General features: G+C 34.2%; 14 protein-coding genes. 8 read left to right on the plus strand and 6 right to left on the minus strand.

What is annotated here, in order from left to right; all coding sequences use genetic code 11:
- The first annotated feature begins 65 nt into the window (after nt 1-65).
- Nucleotides 66-1,391 (plus strand): gluconate permease GntP, encoded by a 1,326-nt coding sequence (gene gntP / locus I6L50_RS08775; RefSeq protein WP_219301122.1) that lies wholly within the window; start codon nt 66-68, stop codon nt 1,389-1,391.
- A 179-nt stretch (nt 1,392-1,570) separates the two neighbouring features.
- Nucleotides 1,571-1,765, plus strand: coding sequence for a YjcZ family sporulation protein (locus tag I6L50_RS08780; protein WP_219301123.1), 195 nt, complete (start codon nt 1,571-1,573; stop codon nt 1,763-1,765).
- A gap of 54 nt (nt 1,766-1,819) precedes the next feature.
- Here I6L50_RS08780 and I6L50_RS08785 read toward each other — a convergent pair whose 3' ends face one another.
- The 6 genes from I6L50_RS08785 to I6L50_RS08810 all read right to left on the minus strand — a co-directional run bounded on the left by I6L50_RS08785 (nt 1,820) and on the right by I6L50_RS08810 (nt 10,392).
- On the minus strand, nt 1,820-3,793 hold the full coding sequence (locus I6L50_RS08785; protein ID WP_219301124.1) for an FtsX-like permease family protein: 1,974 nt from the start codon (nt 3,791-3,793) through the stop codon (nt 1,820-1,822).
- Complete coding sequence (locus I6L50_RS08790; RefSeq protein ID WP_000393251.1) at nt 3,790-4,542, minus strand: ABC transporter ATP-binding protein; 753 nt, start codon at nt 4,540-4,542, stop codon at nt 3,790-3,792. Before I6L50_RS08790 ends, I6L50_RS08785 begins: the two co-directional genes overlap by 4 nt.
- A gap of 19 nt (nt 4,543-4,561) precedes the next feature.
- Nucleotides 4,562-6,520: an FtsX-like permease family protein gene (locus I6L50_RS08795; RefSeq protein WP_219301125.1), complete on the minus strand. Its 1,959-nt coding sequence runs from the start codon at nt 6,518-6,520 to the stop codon at nt 4,562-4,564.
- An 86-nt stretch (nt 6,521-6,606) separates the two neighbouring features.
- Nucleotides 6,607-8,577 (minus strand): FtsX-like permease family protein, encoded by a 1,971-nt coding sequence (locus I6L50_RS08800; RefSeq protein WP_219301126.1) that lies wholly within the window; start codon nt 8,575-8,577, stop codon nt 6,607-6,609.
- Between the two features lie 94 nt (nt 8,578-8,671).
- Nucleotides 8,672-9,694, minus strand: coding sequence for a sensor histidine kinase (locus I6L50_RS08805; RefSeq protein WP_002015836.1), 1,023 nt, complete (start codon nt 9,692-9,694; stop codon nt 8,672-8,674).
- Between the two features lie 2 nt (nt 9,695-9,696).
- A complete protein-coding gene (locus tag I6L50_RS08810) occupies nt 9,697-10,392 on the minus strand; it encodes a response regulator transcription factor (protein WP_000276730.1) in 696 nt (231 codons plus the stop codon).
- A 262-nt stretch (nt 10,393-10,654) separates the two neighbouring features.
- On the opposite strand from I6L50_RS08810, the gene I6L50_RS08815 reads away from it, so the two are divergent.
- The 6 genes from I6L50_RS08815 (at nt 10,655) to I6L50_RS08840 (ending at nt 15,742) form a co-directional block, all read left to right on the plus strand.
- A complete protein-coding gene (locus tag I6L50_RS08815; RefSeq protein WP_219301127.1) occupies nt 10,655-11,239 on the plus strand; it encodes a sigma-70 family RNA polymerase sigma factor in 585 nt (194 codons plus the stop codon).
- A complete protein-coding gene (locus I6L50_RS08820; RefSeq protein ID WP_219301128.1) occupies nt 11,223-12,035 on the plus strand; it encodes a DUF4179 domain-containing protein in 813 nt (270 codons plus the stop codon). Before I6L50_RS08815 ends, I6L50_RS08820 begins: the two co-directional genes overlap by 17 nt.
- A gap of 362 nt (nt 12,036-12,397) precedes the next feature.
- A complete protein-coding gene (locus I6L50_RS08825; protein ID WP_001070538.1) occupies nt 12,398-12,670 on the plus strand; it encodes an autorepressor SdpR family transcription factor in 273 nt (90 codons plus the stop codon).
- The gene (locus I6L50_RS08830) at nt 12,667-13,302 is read left to right on the plus strand and encodes an SdpI family protein (protein WP_000716338.1); all 636 of its coding nucleotides are present in this window, start codon (nt 12,667-12,669) and stop codon (nt 13,300-13,302) included. Before I6L50_RS08825 ends, I6L50_RS08830 begins: the two co-directional genes overlap by 4 nt.
- Before the next feature lie 159 nt (nt 13,303-13,461).
- Nucleotides 13,462-14,178, plus strand: coding sequence for an ABC transporter ATP-binding protein (locus tag I6L50_RS08835; RefSeq protein WP_219301129.1), 717 nt, complete (start codon nt 13,462-13,464; stop codon nt 14,176-14,178).
- Nucleotides 14,168-15,742: a putative ABC transporter permease subunit gene (locus I6L50_RS08840; RefSeq protein WP_219301130.1), complete on the plus strand. Its 1,575-nt coding sequence runs from the start codon at nt 14,168-14,170 to the stop codon at nt 15,740-15,742. Before I6L50_RS08835 ends, I6L50_RS08840 begins: the two co-directional genes overlap by 11 nt.
- Nucleotides 15,743-15,768: the final 26 nt, after the last annotated feature.

Consider the following 15,768-nt stretch of genomic DNA (forward strand, 5'->3'; position numbering starts at 1 on the left):
AAAATGAAGAGGGACTAATTCCCTCTTTTTTTGTAAAAAATTTTCATATCGAAGGGGAATGGGATATGGATATATACTTATTAATCGTCACGTTAATTGCGATCGCAATTGTTATTTTAGGGGTATCATGGTGGAAATGGCATGCGTTTATTAGTTTAACAGTTGCTAGTCTATTTTTAGCTATTATGTCTGGACTGAACTTGACCAAAATTGTTACTGCCTATGAAACTGGTGTTGGTAGTGTACTAGGGCATTTAGTTGGCATTTTGGCTCTCGGAACAATTTTAGGGAAAATGATGTCTGATTCAGGGGCTGGCATGCAAGTAGCAGATTTCTTCATTCGATTCTTCGGGGTGAAAAAATTACCTTGGGCAATGTTATTCGCCGGATTTGTTATAGGTATTCCAGTGTTTTTTGAAGTGGGAATCGTCATTTTATTACCACTTGTTATTTCAATTCGAAAAACAACGAAACAAAATATATTGTTAATTGCGTTACCTGTTATTGCCGGATTATCGATTGTACATGGGCTAGTGCCTCCGCATCCAGGTGCGATGACAGCAATTGGTATTTATAACGCGAATTTAGGAAAGGTACTATTGTATTCATTGATTATCGCGTTACCAACAGCAATTATCGCAGGACCGGTATTTGCAAAGTGGGTACATAAGAGGGCTATACCTGAAAATGAACCGGAGCTTGTTCGAGTTACGACAGTATCTACTGATTTGCCAAGTCGTAAAGCTTCATTCTTTATTATTTTATTACCAGTAGTTTTAATGATTTTATCAGTAGTCGCACCATATATTTCATTACCGGAAAAAATAACTGAATTTTTAGTGTTTGTAGGAAGTCCGGTAATCGCTTTACTTATTTCATGTTTCGCAGCGTTTTATTTGCTTGGTATAAAACAAGGAATTAATAAAAAGGTGATTAAAAAATTAACAGATGAAAGTTTACTACCTGTCGGTTCCATTATTTTAATAATTGGTGCAGGCGGTGGATTTAAACAAATATTAATTGAAAGCGGCGTTGGAACAGCCATCGCTCAAATGGCAGAACATATTTCATTATCACCGATCGTCTTAGCGTTCATGGTAGCGGGATTAATACGAATTGCAACAGGTTCAGCTACTGTAGCATTAACGACAGCAGCTGGAATTGTTTCACCGGTTATTCAACACATGTCTGGTGTAAATTTAGAATTACTCGTTATTGCAACCGGTGCAGGTTCATTAATGTTTTCTCACGTAAATGATGCAGGATTCTGGCTTGTAAAAGAGTATTTAGGTTTGACAGTAAAAGAAACGTTTAAAACGTGGACGGTGCTGGAGACATTGTTATCATTTATTGCATTCGGCTTTGCGCTTTTACTTAATATGTTTGTTTAGAAGAAGGGGGTGCCTATTTAAAGGTATCCTCTTTTTGTGTTGGGGCTCTTTTCATGAAACAAGCCCGTTTTTAGGAGTGCCAAGCTTCCGATTTGCCCTGAAAACATAATATAAATGGAATCCCCTCATTTAGAGCAAGACGATCTTGTTATGAATGATACTAAAGGAGGAATAGAGTAATGGGCGAAAAGTGTGAACACAGACATGATGATTGCGACCGCAGACGTGGGTGCGGAGGCGGCTTTGCGCTTCTAATCGTATTGTTTATTTTATTAATCATTATCGGTGCTAGCTGCTTCGGCGGAGGCGGCGGTTCTTGTGGTTACGGCGGTTATGGTGGCTATGGCGGCGGCTATGGTGGATATTGCTGCTAATTATTTAAAAACTATTGAAAATAGCCTTGTGCAATATGCACAAGGCTATTTTATTCATAGTTTAACATGCTGTGACAGTTTGTTAATGTAAAGAGATCGGATTAAGAGGAAGAAAATAATCTCGATAATCCCGAAGAAAGTAAGTACGATGAAGGCCTCTTTTAGTAATGAGAAAGAAAACATGCTTTGTAAAAACTTAATTGCAAATACTGTATGAATACCCGCGATGATATAAGGAACGAAAAATAAAATTCCTAATTGAATCGTTGCAGAACGAAACATTTCGGATTCCGTCAATCCAAGCTTTGTAATCGTAATATACTTCTGTTTTTCACTTGTTAAGTCATTATACATACGGAAATATAAAACGCTAGCTGCACCGATAAAGAAAATAAAGCCGAGAAATGCCCAAATAAAGAAATTCGCAATTGCATGTTCTTTACCGTGAACTAGTTCATCAGTAGCCGTATATATGTAGAAAGGAACTTGCGCTTTCTCTTCTTTATGTTTTTCGTAGAACTCACGTGCATCATCACCAATAGCACGTAACATATTTTTTGTTGGAACCATTGCATTTTCCCAGTTTTCTACGAAGTAGTTATAGATTACGGTCGTTTTAATATGAGGAATCATATCGTCAAAAACATAATCTTGTACAACAATTAAATGGGGGAATGCAAAGGATGGTTCTATCCCTTTATTAATAAATCCTTTAATATGAAATTCTTTTTTATTAGATCCGAGTGCAATTGTATCTTGTTTTGCAAATGGGTTTGAGACAAGATTTAAAAGCTCTGGCGAATGGCGGGAAATAATATAAACTTCTGTAGAATCAAGAGTGATTTCCGGCCGCTTCAATTGTTTAGCAATTGTATTATAATCACTCATTTTCATAAGTAAAATATCTTTTTTCGATGCTGTGTCTTTTAATACTGTAAACTTATATTTCTTGTATTCAAAATTGGCACTCGTAAGCTCAGTTTCAATTGTAGTAATATGCTTTTGTTCAAGGTAATTGTCACTTTCTGATGTATACGTAAAGGGGACAGGATATTGCGTTAGTACGGATGCTTTCGTATTGTTATTAGCAGCAAACAACCCAATAATAATTGTAAATGCAAGTGCAGATAACATGGAAACGATAAAAAGTACATTAATATTACTACGAGTACGAGCAACCAAATCTGAAATCCATAACATATTTATTTGTTTCATATAAAACTTTCTTCGTTTTTTTAAAATGAAGATGAAGAGAAGAAATGTTTGTGAAAAGAAAAAATATGTCCCAATGACTACGAGTGGCAAAATAGATAATATTATAAAGAATACAGATCCATTTTGTACATTTTTTTCCGTTACATAGCCTTGCGGATAACCAGCAATATAATAACATAGTCCTAAACAAGTTAAGGCAAACAATGAGATTATTATAGATGGTCTTTTTTCTTCCGTTTCTTTTTTAGAAACTTTAATTAGTCGAATAGTTTTACGAGTACGAATGAACATCGGTGTAAATGTAGAAACGATGAAAAATAAAATAATAAAAGTTACTGTTGTGACGATAATTGCCTTTGTGGGCCAATATAAGTAGAGGCCTTTCGCACCTGTTAATTTAGACGTAACTAGTAAGAAAAAGTTAGAAAACACTAGTCCGCCTTGTATACCAACAAAAATAGCTAGTATTCCAATTATCATATTTTCAGTAAATAAAAGTCGCTTTAATTGTTTTTTTGATATACCAAGAACGGTTAATATCCCGAATTGTTGCTTCCTTACATTTAAAAATGTTCCAAGTGAATAAAGCAGGAAGAAGAATGAGAACAAGACAATGACAAACTGGGCTGAACCAGCTAAGTTCATCAGGGTATCTCGTTCTTGATAGCTCTGAATATTTTGTAGGCGCGGATGATATGAATAGACAGCAAATGAAAAGAAAACCATTATAGAAAAAGCACTACTTACAAAATAAGCAAAATATGCTTTAGAATTACGTGAGACATTTTTAAATGCAAATTGCCAAAACGTCATCCACGCCTTCCTCCTAATAATGCTAAAACATCTAATATTTCTTGATAAAATTTCTCGCGATATAGTCCGCGGTGTAATTCATTGTAAAGCCCACCATCTTTAATGAAAATAACGCGGTTACAATAACTTGCTGCAAATGGATCGTGCGTAACCATTAAAATTGTGGCATCCTCTTCTTTATTTAATTTCGTAAATAGCTCCATTACATCAATTGCTGCTTTCGAATCTAAGTTTCCTGTTGGTTCATCGGCAAGTAGAAGTGAAGGATGATGAATAACAGCACGTGCTACTGCAGTACGCTGCGCTTGTCCTCCAGAAACTTCAAAAATACGCTTGTCCAAAATATGATCAATTCCAAGCTTTTTTGAAATGTTATCAAGCTTTTCGTCCATTTCTTTTAAAGGAACATTATCTAACGTTAAAGGGAGTACGATATTTTCACCGATTGTTAGTGTATCTAGCAGGTTAAAGTTTTGAAAAACAAACCCTAACTCTTGGCGGCGGAAAATAGCTAGTTTCTCTCTACGAAATGTGTGCGGTTTTTTTCCATTAATCACGACATCACCAGAAGTAGGGGAGTCAATTGTAGAGATAACGTTTAAAAATGTAGATTTACCGCTACCAGATGGTCCCATGATAGCAACAAATTCTCCTTTATCTACATGTAAATTTATATTTTTTAAAGCAGTATGAGGGACCTTTCCTTCATACACTTTTGAGACGTTTTTTATGTGTAATACTTCTTCCATAATAATCACCTTTCTATTTTTAAAACTTAATATGTTGTGATAATTTTTGCATATAAAAGGAACGAATTAAAAGGAAAAAGATAATTTCAACCGTTCCAAAGATTACAAGTACAACTGTAATCTCAGCGAATAATGATAGATGTAATATCTCTTGTAACATCTTTGTCGCAAACATCGTATGGATCGATGCCATAATGTAAGGAACAAAGAAAAGAATCGCAAGTTGAATTGTAGCGGATTGTTTCATTTCGACTTCTGTTAAACCGATTTTTGTAATCGTTATATACTTTTCTTGCTCATTTGTTAAATCTGTATACATACGGAAGTAAAGAACACTGCCAGCACCGATAAAGAAAATGACGCCTAGGAAAGTACCAATTAAGAAGAACGAAGCGACATTTAGTTTTGTTTTGTATAGAGAATCGCTTGCTTCACTTGCATGGAATGGTGGGTGCTCTGCTTGAATGGCTGCATTGTCATTGTCAATTTTTGTTGTAAATGCTGAACCGATGTTATGTGCTTTTTCCCAATCTTTAACTTTGAAGCTATATACACTCATCTGTTTTGAAACTTTCGATAAGACTTCTACATTTTCATCAGATAATACGAGTAATTGTGATATTAAGCTATTTGGGAACGGATTATAATTTTTATATTTTTTCACTTGTAGTTGTAAAGTGTTTTGAGTAAGTGTAAGCGTATTTCTCTTTTCTTTATCATAAATTGTTCCAATGAATTGATCTTCTAAATCTTTCATAAGGATATAAGATTCATTATTATTCACGGTAAGAGTTTCCCAATTTAATGCTTTAGCAATTATATTATAGTCACTTTGTTTAATTGCATAATAGAGCTGCGGGCTTTCTTCCGCCGAAGATACTTCATATATATCCGTTTTAAATTTCTTATAAGTAAACTGCTCTTCGTTAAATTTTTGTTCTAACCAATTTAAATGCTCATCAGCTAACGTATTTTCAGTATGTGATAAATAAGTAAACGGGAAAGGATTTTTCCTTATTTCATCAAACTTTGTGAATTTCCCAAACCCATATAAGAATGTAATCATTGTGAAAGCGAGTGTCGATAACATCGTCACGATAAAGAGCATGTTAATATTTGTCCGAATCCGAGTTGCTAAATCAGAAACCCAAAGCATGTTAATACGTTTCATATAAAATTTTCTTCTCGTCTTTAATATGCGAATGAGTAAGAAGCTAATTTGTGAGAAGAAAAAATATGTCCCAGCTGCAGCAAGTGATGGGATGACAAATATACAGGAGGCAGCGTACAAAAGCCCAGCGATATCTCCTAGTGACATAAAATATAGTGGGTTAGCTGCTAAAACATATCCAGATATTAAACATATCGCACCAAAGAGAGAGATGAGTACAGATGCTTTTCTTTCTTTTTCTTTTGTTCCTTCTTTTAAAAGACGTACAGCTTTTCTCGTACGGATTAGCATCGGTGTAAAAGATGAGACGAGAATGAAGAGTCCAAGAAAGATAATTATAGTTAAAACGATAGCAGCTGTAGGCCACCAATATAAATATAAACCAGGCACATGCGTAATTTTGGCGGTAACTAATAAAAAGAACTGTGAAAAGACAAGGCCAAATTGAATGCCGAAAAATATGGATAGGCCACCAATTAGCATGTTTTCTAGAAATACGAGCCTCTTTAATTGCTTTGGAGATATGCCAAGTACTGTTAAAATCCCGAACTGTTTTTTTCGTACTTTTAAGAAAGTACCGATTGAATATAGTAAAAAGAAAAATGAAAAGAATACAATGACAACTTCTGAGATTGTCATTAATATGTTCAGAGCAGCATTCACGCCTGTCATATGCAATTTAGGATGAAATAAATAAACTGCAAACGAGAAGAAAATTGCAATGGAAAACGCACTGCTTACAAAATAGGCGAAATAAGCTCTGGCGTTCCGCGTCACGTTTTTAAATGCAAATTGCCAAAATGTCATTCACCTAAACCTCCTAATAGAGTTAATGTGCAAGGAGTATGAGGAGGGTCCGCATACTCTTTTCATAAAACTCACCTTTTGCTTATTTAAAACTTAATATGTTGCGATAATTTTTGCATATAAAGTGAACGAATTAATAGGAAAAAGATAATCTCAACCGTTCCAAAAATCACAAGTACAACCGTAATTTCAGCGAACAATGATAAGTTAATAATATCTTGCAACATCTTTGTCGCAAACATCGTATGAATAGAAGCCATAATGTATGGAACGAAAAATAAGATTCCAAGTTGAATGGTCGCTGAACGCTTCATTTCTGATTCTGTTAAGCCAATCTTCGTAATCGTTACATATTTTTCTTGCTCGTTTGTTAAATCTGTATACATACGGAAGTAGAGTACACTACCAGCTCCAATAAAGAAAATGATCCCAAGGAATGTACCAATGAGGAAGTAGGAAGCACTTCCGGATTTGATTCTGTATAAAGAGTTACCTGATTCAAAAATACGAACGAGAGATCCTTCGTGCTTGATACTCGCGCGGTCTTTATCTGCTCGTTTTACAAACTCATCAGCAATAGCATATGTATTCTCCCAGTTTTCTACGTTGTAATTATAGACTGTCACATGTTTAGTGTTAGTTGGTAAATTGTTAACGGCAGAATCAGATAATACTAATGTTTCATAAGCAAAAGTAGAAGGGAGGGTATTATCTATTTTGATCCCTTTTATTTGTAGCTTATAATTTGTATTAGCGAGTGTAATATGTGTTCTATTGTAATTTGGATCGAATGCACTAAACAATGGGACATATGCCGCTCCAGATAATACATATGTTTCATTCTCATTTATAAATAGTTTTTGTAATTGTAATGACGTAGCGAGCTTATTATAGTCACTTTGCTTTATGGCATATGTGTCATAATAAATTTCTGTATTATTTTTCGCTTCTACAGGCGTAGCGTATAAATCTACTTTAATTTTGTCGTAAGAGAATTGCCCATCTTCTAATTGTTTTTCTAGCCAATTTAAGTGCTGGGAAGTAAATGGATTCTCATCAAATGAGAAATATGAAAATGCGAATGGTGAATTTCGTTCAACATCAAGTTTCATAAATTTCCCGAACCCATATAAAAATGTAATCATCGTAAAAGCAATTGTAGATAGCATTGCCACAACGAAAAGCATATTAATATTTGATCGAATGCGGCTAGCTAAATCAGAAATCCAGAGCATATTAATACGCTTCATATAAAAATTCCGTCTCTTTTTCAACAGGTGAATGAGCAAGAAACTAATTTGCGAAAAGAAAAAATATGTTCCGATTGAAACGAGTGCCGGAATGACGAAAATACTTGAAAGCATATAAACCATTCCTATTTGTGGGCTTATTGATACGAAATATATTGGTTTGCTCGCTAAAGCGTAGCCACCTATTAAACAGATAGCACCAAATAGAGAGATAAATATGGATGGTTTTCTTTCCTTTTGTTTCCCAGCATTAGTTTTTAAAAGGTTTACCGTCTTTTTCGTACGAATTAGCATAGGTGTAAATGAAGATACAGCGATAAAGAGACCAAGAAACACAATCGTTGTTAAAATGAAAGCATTCGTAGGGATATATAAATATATCCCTGGTAGATGTGTAATTTTCGCTGTTACTAATAAGAAAAACTGCGAAAAGACAAGTCCAAACTGCATACCGAAAAAGATAGATAACATACCAATTAACATATTTTCAGTGAAAACGAGTCGATGTAATTGCTTTTTTGATATACCTAAAATAGATAAAATACCAAATTGCTTTTTACGAACTTTTAAAAACGATCCGATTGAATAGAGTAGAAAAAAGAACGAGAACAAAACAATAACAACTTCTGAAAAAATCATTAATCCTGAAACTTCAGAGATCATATTGGAATTTTGTAATTTCGGATGAAATAAATAAACAGCAAACGAAAAGAAAACAGCAATGGAAAAGGAACTGCTTAAAAAATAGGCAAAATAAGCTCTTGAGTTGCGCGTTACATTTTTAAATGCAAACTGCCAAAATGTCATAATATATGCCTCCCGTTAGCAGGCCGATATGTAGTCTTATTGCAAAAAATGTATGAGAGTGAGATCTCATACATTTTGCTAGCATATGTTACGATCATGCTTCGGTCACCTTCTCCGTGTTTTCTGCTTGATTGTTTGCAGCGTTGTGGAAGATGATTTTAATCGTCGTTCCTTTACCAACTTCAGAGTCTAGTTTCACAGAGTGACCTAAATAATCACAAATTTTACTTACAATATAAAGCCCCATACCGGTAGATTCTCCGAATGCACGACCATTTTTCCCAGTGTAAAAAGGTTCAAATACTCTTCGAATATCTTCTTGCGGAATACCAACGCCTTCGTCACGAACTTCCAAAATAATATCTTTACCATTGCGATAAGCGGATAAGAAAACTTTCTTTCCGCGCTCACCAGAGTAGCGAACTGCATTTGTCATTAACTGATAAATGATGAACTTTAGCCACTTCGCATCAGAAGCAACCTTTAAATCTGAATGAACTTCTAAAACGGGGAAGACCCCGTTTCGAATGAATAATTCTTTCAATCCGTTAATATTTTTTGTCACAGCATCTTTTAATGAAATCGTCTCAACATGGAAGTCTTCATGGAAGTTGTTTAACCTTGCCATATATAAAGCCATATCGAGTCCTTGATTTAATCGTTCTAATTCTTTTTTGAATTTCGGGATTAAATGTTCATCTTCCATTTCAAGCACCATAAGCTGCATAACAGAAACAGGCGTTTTCATTTGATGTACCCAATGATTAATAAATAACTGGTGTTCTTGCTGCTTTACTTCGAATGTTTGTAGGTCTTTTTGGAATAGACGATATTGCGTACGAACGAGCTCGTTTACACCGTGTGGCATAGGAGCAGTTGCTCTTTCAATAAACGCATCTTCCAGTTTCTCTGGTGGTTCACTTAATCTGTGATACATTCTACGGTTACGAACGTAACGATAAGCGAGAAAACAGATGAATAAGTATAAGCTTAAAACGATGAAGTAAAACTTATTATTTTGAAATCCGTCTACTGCATCATAAAGAACGAAAATGATTCCGAAGTTCAATACATATAGTAGGAAAAATGCAAAATGATCACGTAAAAATAACTTCATGCTTATTCACTCCAAGTTGCGTTAAAACGATACCCAAGTCCACGTACTGTTTCAATAGCATTTTCAATACCAAGCTCATTGAACTTTTTACGAAGACGCGTGATGTTTACGTTTAATGTATTTTCCTCAACGAAGCTTTCGTCGTCCCAAAGAGCGGCTAGTAAATCTTCACGACTCGCTGTACGAGGGAATTTAGATAATAACATTTCTGCTAAAATCGCCTCTTTCTTCGTTAAAAGAACTTGCTCAGCTCCAAAATGAATTTCTGGACGCTCAGGGAATAGTTTTAGTCCTTCAACCTCAACGATACGTTCAGAAATATTTGGTGCATAATCACCATAAATACGGCGTAATTGACCTTTGATTTTCGCCATTACAACGTCATAGTGGAACGGCTTCGTAATATAATCGTCCGCACCGCTTTCAATCGCCATAATTTGTTCCATTTCACCAGCACGTGCCGAAATGAAAATAATTGGACAAGTAGATTCATGACGGATTTGACGGCACCAGTAGAAACCATCGAATTTTGGTAAGTTTACATCAAGTAAAACAAGATGTGGTTTCACTGCGTTAAACGATTCCATAATATCATCGAAGTTCTCCGCAACAACAGCATCATAGCCATATTTTTGAATGTGAGATTGTAGTAATGATGAAATATTTGGATCGTCTTCAACGATTAAAATTTTATACATATGTATATTCCTCCTAAAAAAAACAATTGTAGCTATAGTGTACCATGTGTTTCTCGTCTTTTCATTATGTTGAAATATAAGCTAGGTAACAGTATAGGTTAAAAGTGAGAAAAGTAAAAAGTATTATAGAGATAATTGAATTTATTTTCCTTTTAAATAGATGAAACTTCATAAAAAGTAATATATTTTTTATGAAATTTGGAACTTTATTTTGCTTACTGTCCAATATATAGTGAGAACATCGTTAAGGAGGGGGCACTACTTGGCAAGTAATGAAGATATGCATATCTGGATAGAACGTTTATTAAAAGGCGATGAGGAGGCTTTTGAATTTATATTTGATTTAACGAGTCAGAGAATATATGAAACTGTCTTCGCTATAGTTAAGAATCGGCATGATACAAATGAAATCGTAAATGAAATTTATTTTCAACTTTGGAAATCTATTTCAACATATGATCAATCTAGACCGTTTTTATTTTGGTTGAATGGAATTGTTTACAAACAGATTAGTCAGTGGAGAAAAAATATATGGAAGAGGATGCGCTTATTTGAAAAACAACAATTAAGTGATGATCCAGTTGTAGAAGTTCCAGAAAGAGTATTAATAAGAAAAGAAACAGAAGAGCAGTTATTAATGGTGATACAAGAACTTCCATTTAAATTTAGAATAGTAATCGTGTATCGCTTTTACCACGATTATACGTATGAAGAAATTGCAGAACTATTACAAATCCCTATAGGAACAGTAAGGTCTAGAATTCACAGAGCGTTAGAAAAAATTCGGAATCAATCTAGCATAGAAATAGATGAGGAGGAATCTAATTCAAATGTCGTTTTCAAATGAATTTAAAAAAGCAATGAAACAAGAGGTCCCTAAAGAAGTTAAAGAGCATGCTTATCAATCCTTTAGTCAAATGTATAAAAAAGATAGCAAGAAGAAAACGAAAAAGAAATTATTAATAGCGGGTTTAATAGCGGCTGTTATTATACCGACGAGTACAATGGCATTAAACAATTCTTATTTTGCAAAGCCAGAGGTAAAGTTAAATGAAATGATTGGTGAAGAAGTTAAAAAGGATGCTGCGAATGGGAAGTCTATACAGTTAAACGAAAAAGTAGTGGATAATGGTATTACTCTTCATGTAAAAGAAATGTTAATTCAAGATGCTAAAATACTTGTTTACTATCGATTTGAACAACAAGATGGATCGCTTGTTCCTTATAAATTTAATACAACTGGGCTCGATATTACATCTGATGGTAAAGAAGACGGGAAACAAGTAGAGAGCCCGCATTATAAAAATAAGAAATTTAATGCTGTCCAATATTTGCATTTTCTTAGTAACACGCATATGGATAATTATCAAAAAGATCGTATTGGTAATCCGGATGCAATAGAGAATAGTACATTGTATTTAACGAATCAAGCGGGGGAAAGTTTTGAGACGGTTTTAGCTGATCATGATAAACCAGAGGGAGTAATGGTTTTTGAACCGTTAGAAGGTGAAAAATTCCCAGAGCTTTTATTTATAAATATTAATATTAACAGAGTTGGAGGAACGGAAGGAACTTGGACAACGAAAATTCCAGTTGACATGGCGCATAAAACTGTCCAGAAGGATTCTACAAAGAGTGAGTAATTTCTTACTCTATTTAATGGAATCCGAACTGGGTGCGTGAAAGCATGATTAGTTATTGGTTAGATGAATTCGGAACGATAGTAGGTATGTCCTTTATTATAAGTTTGATTATCTTTTGGATTTCTTAGTTTGTTAATAAAATGATAAAAATTAAAAGAAGCTCTTCCTTTGCTAGAAGAGCTTCTTTTAATTTTTATCACGCGTATTTCTTACATCTTTACAGTTTTACTCTATAAAGTAATTGACGTAGGTCAAAAGTGGAAAAAGTAAAAAGGGCCTTATATATAATTGACAATTGACTGAAATCATTTTAACATTTAGATAAATATCTAAATGTCTAATTATCGAAAGGAAGAAAGACATTGAATCAAGCATTTAAAGCATTAGCAGACCCGACAAGGCGAAAAATTTTAGACTTATTAAAAGAAGGCGATTTAACAGCTGGGGAAATTGCTGAACAATTCAATATGACGAAGCCAAGTATTTCTCATCATTTAAATGCACTTAAAAATGCTGAACTTATCCAAGATGAAAAAAGAGGACAATTCGTTGTGTATTCTTTGAACACAACTGTATTTCAAGATTTATTGACTTGGGTGTTTACGTTTACGAATAAGGGGGAAGAGGGGAAATGAAAAAACATCTTTTCGCAATTATATTAATTCTGATAACTTGTATAGCTTGGGCGTTTGCTTGGCCACATTTGCCGGATACAATCGCGACACATTGGAGTGGTGGGAAGGTAGATGGTTATTCTTCTAAACTTTACGGAATGATTTCTATGGTTGGAATTATGATTGCGTTATATGTATTTCTAAATGTGATACCAAAGATTGATCCAAGGAAAGCAAATTACGAGAAATTTTCTAAAGCTTTTATGATGATGAATAACGGGATACTCCTGCTACTATTTGTAGGAAATATAGATATTATTACAAGTGGACTAGGATATAATTTATTCATTAATCGAGTTCCAGAATTATTAGTTGGTGTTTTATTTTTAGTGATGGGTAATTATTTACCGCAGTGTAAGCCTAACTTTTTCGTTGGGATGCGTAATCCTTGGACGTTAAGTAATGAAGAAGTATGGCGGAAAACACATCGATTTAGTGGAAAAGTATTTGTAGCTTTAGGACTCATTATGATTATAAGTGTTTTCGCTCCAGCTGATTGGAGATCTTATATGATGCTAGGGATTATAGTAGTTGCTGTCCTCATAACGAATTTATATTCTTACGTTTTATATAAAAAAGAAATGCAATTGTGAGCAATAAGCGATTGAACAACACTAATCAAATTTTATATTTATAGTTTTTATGTGTTCACAGGTTCTAATACTCAGTGGGGATAACGAAAAGCTCACTGAGTAAATTTTTTGTTCAAAGGTCTGAAAAATCAGTCAAAAAGATAGTCTGGGGGAAATCACATGTTAGAAATTATAAATTTTAGCAAGACATACAAAGGTGGCAAGAAAGCAGTAAATCAGTTAAATATTACTGTTCAAGCAGGAGATATCTTTGGATTTATTGGGCATAACGGTGCGGGGAAAAGTACAACGATTAAGTCGTTAGTAGGAGTTATAGATTTTGAAGAGGGTGAAATTTTTGTTGATGGACATTCAGTAAAAAAGGATCCGATTGCATGTAAGAGAGTAATGGCGTACATTCCCGATAATCCAGATTTATATGAGCAATTAACAGGAATTCAATATTTAAACTTTGTTGCGGATGTTTTTAAGGTGTCTGCAAAAGATCGGGAAAAGGAGATACAAAAGTATGGAGATGCTTTTGAGATTACACCGTACCTAGGTGATTTAATATCTTCTTATTCACATGGTATGAAACAAAAAGTGGCGATTATATCAGCGGTTTTGCATAAACCGAAATTATTAGTTTTAGATGAACCTTTCGTTGGTCTTGATCCAAAGGCAGCCGTAGTATTGAAAGGTATTATGAAGGAGCTTTGTGAAAAGGGAAGTGCGATTTTCTTTTCTACGCACGTTTTAGATGTGGCGGAGAAGTTGTGTAATAAAATAGCGATGATTAATCGAGGGAAATTAGCACTTTCAGGGGAAGTGAATTCTTTAATAAAGGAAGGCTCATTGGAAGAGCTCTTTATGAAGGAGCTTGCTAATGAATATTAGTAGTCTAGATCTTTTAAAAATCCGCTTGATAACACAGCTTGGCTTAAATACCTTTAAATACGAAAAAGATAAGAAAAAGAAGCAGAATAAGATTTTACTGACAGCATCTATTGCCTTGGTGGGTGTCATGTTAATGCTATATTGTGGGGCCTCGGCATATGGGTTGGTGAAACTAGGAATAAGTGAAATTATCCCTGTTTATGCACTAGTTATTAGCAGTGTATTGACGTTGTTTTTCACTATATTTAAGGCAAATGGAGAAATTTTTGCTTTTAAGGATTACGATCTTTTAATGTCATTACCGATTAGTGTAAGTACTATTATTACAAGTAGATTTTTGTATTTATATTTGCTGAATACAATCTTTTCAATCATAATCATGCTACCGATGGGGGCTGTTTATGGCATACATGAGAAGCCATCAGTTTCTTTTTACTTTATGTGGTTCGTCAGTATGTTTATAGCATCTTTAATTCCAACAACAATCGCAGCGGTCTTTGGAGCTGCGATTACGGCAATCGCTTCTAAATTTAAAAATACGAATAAAATAACTACGATTTTAAGTTTCATAGTAATTATTACATTCGGTTTCTTTATGCTAAAAAACGGAAATGCTCAATATAGCCTTAATGATATGAACGGGATTGGTGCAATTGTTTCGGAGCAATTAACTAAAGTGTATCCACTAGCTAACATGTTTCAAAAAGCAATTGTTCATGCTGATATTGTAGCTTTCATCCTATTCGTTGGGATATCAGTTATTTGGTATTATCTTTTTATAAAAATACTTTCGTTAAAATATAAGCAAATAAATACAGAGATTACCACTTATCATATGCTTTCAAATTATGAGATTCATGGCATGAGAAAAGAAAGTGTATTGGTCGCATTGTATAAAAAAGAGCTGAAACGTTTCTTCTCTTCTACAGTCTATGTCATAAATAGTGGAATGGGAGTTGTGATGGCTATAGCTTTCTCGTTGGCTATAGTTGTAGTAGGGCCAAGTCAATTAATAGCGTACCCTGGAATTGAGACCCTGTTGCAAAAGGTTGCGCCATTTGCTATTGCAGCAGCGATTTCGATGACGTGTACAACATGTGTATCATTGTCATTAGAAGGAAAAAATGTATGGATTATCAAGTCGTTGCCTATAGCGCCAAAGATGGTTTATGACAGTAAAATTCTTATGAATCTTTCATTAAGTATACCTGCATCACTTATTAGTGCCGTATTACTGATAATAGGTTTAAAACTAGATGTTTGGAGTTCTCTTTTAATCGTAATAACACCGATAACATATTCATTCTTTTCGGCAGTATGGGGGATTTTTATTAATAATCGATTTGGTTATTATGATTGGGTATCAGAAACTCAAATAGTAAAACAAAGTGTAGGATCGTTTGTCGGTATGTTTGGTGGCTTAATTATGGCTGTTATACCTGCCTTTTTAATCGGTACTGCTACTATCTCGAACTACAGAGTATTTACTTTGGGAGTTATTATAGTGCTTGCGATTATTACTATTTTCTTGTATAAGAACGAGTCGAGAAGAAGTATAAAATAAAAAGCTGCTTTTCCTTTAAAGAGGAA

The sequence above is a fragment of the Bacillus sp. FDAARGOS_1420 genome (assembly GCF_019344915.1).
GTDB lineage: Bacteria > Bacillota > Bacilli > Bacillales > Bacillaceae_G > Bacillus_A > Bacillus_A mycoides.

Bases quoted from the DNA above. Each gene is read 5' to 3' on its own strand.
- gntP (WP_219301122.1), top strand. From the start codon at position 66: ATGGATATATACTTATTAATCGTCACGTTAATTGCGATCGCAATTGTT.
- I6L50_RS08780 (WP_219301123.1), top strand. From the start codon at position 1,571: ATGGGCGAAAAGTGTGAACACAGACATGATGATTGCGACCGCAGACGT.
- I6L50_RS08785 (WP_219301124.1), bottom strand. From the start codon at position 3,793: ATGACGTTTTGGCAATTTGCATTTAAAAATGTCTCACGTAATTCTAAA.
- I6L50_RS08790 (WP_000393251.1), bottom strand. From the start codon at position 4,542: ATGGAAGAAGTATTACACATAAAAAACGTCTCAAAAGTGTATGAAGGA.
- I6L50_RS08795 (WP_219301125.1), bottom strand. From the start codon at position 6,520: ATGACATTTTGGCAATTTGCATTTAAAAACGTGACGCGGAACGCCAGA.
- I6L50_RS08800 (WP_219301126.1), bottom strand. From the start codon at position 8,577: ATGACATTTTGGCAGTTTGCATTTAAAAATGTAACGCGCAACTCAAGA.
- I6L50_RS08805 (WP_002015836.1), bottom strand. From the start codon at position 9,694: ATGAAGTTATTTTTACGTGATCATTTTGCATTTTTCCTACTATATGTA.
- I6L50_RS08810 (WP_000276730.1), bottom strand. From the start codon at position 10,392: ATGTATAAAATTTTAATCGTTGAAGACGATCCAAATATTTCATCATTA.
- I6L50_RS08820 (WP_219301128.1), top strand. From the start codon at position 11,223: ATGTCGTTTTCAAATGAATTTAAAAAAGCAATGAAACAAGAGGTCCCT.
- I6L50_RS08830 (WP_000716338.1), top strand. From the start codon at position 12,667: ATGAAAAAACATCTTTTCGCAATTATATTAATTCTGATAACTTGTATA.
- I6L50_RS08835 (WP_219301129.1), top strand. From the start codon at position 13,462: ATGTTAGAAATTATAAATTTTAGCAAGACATACAAAGGTGGCAAGAAA.
- I6L50_RS08840 (WP_219301130.1), top strand. From the start codon at position 14,168: ATGAATATTAGTAGTCTAGATCTTTTAAAAATCCGCTTGATAACACAG.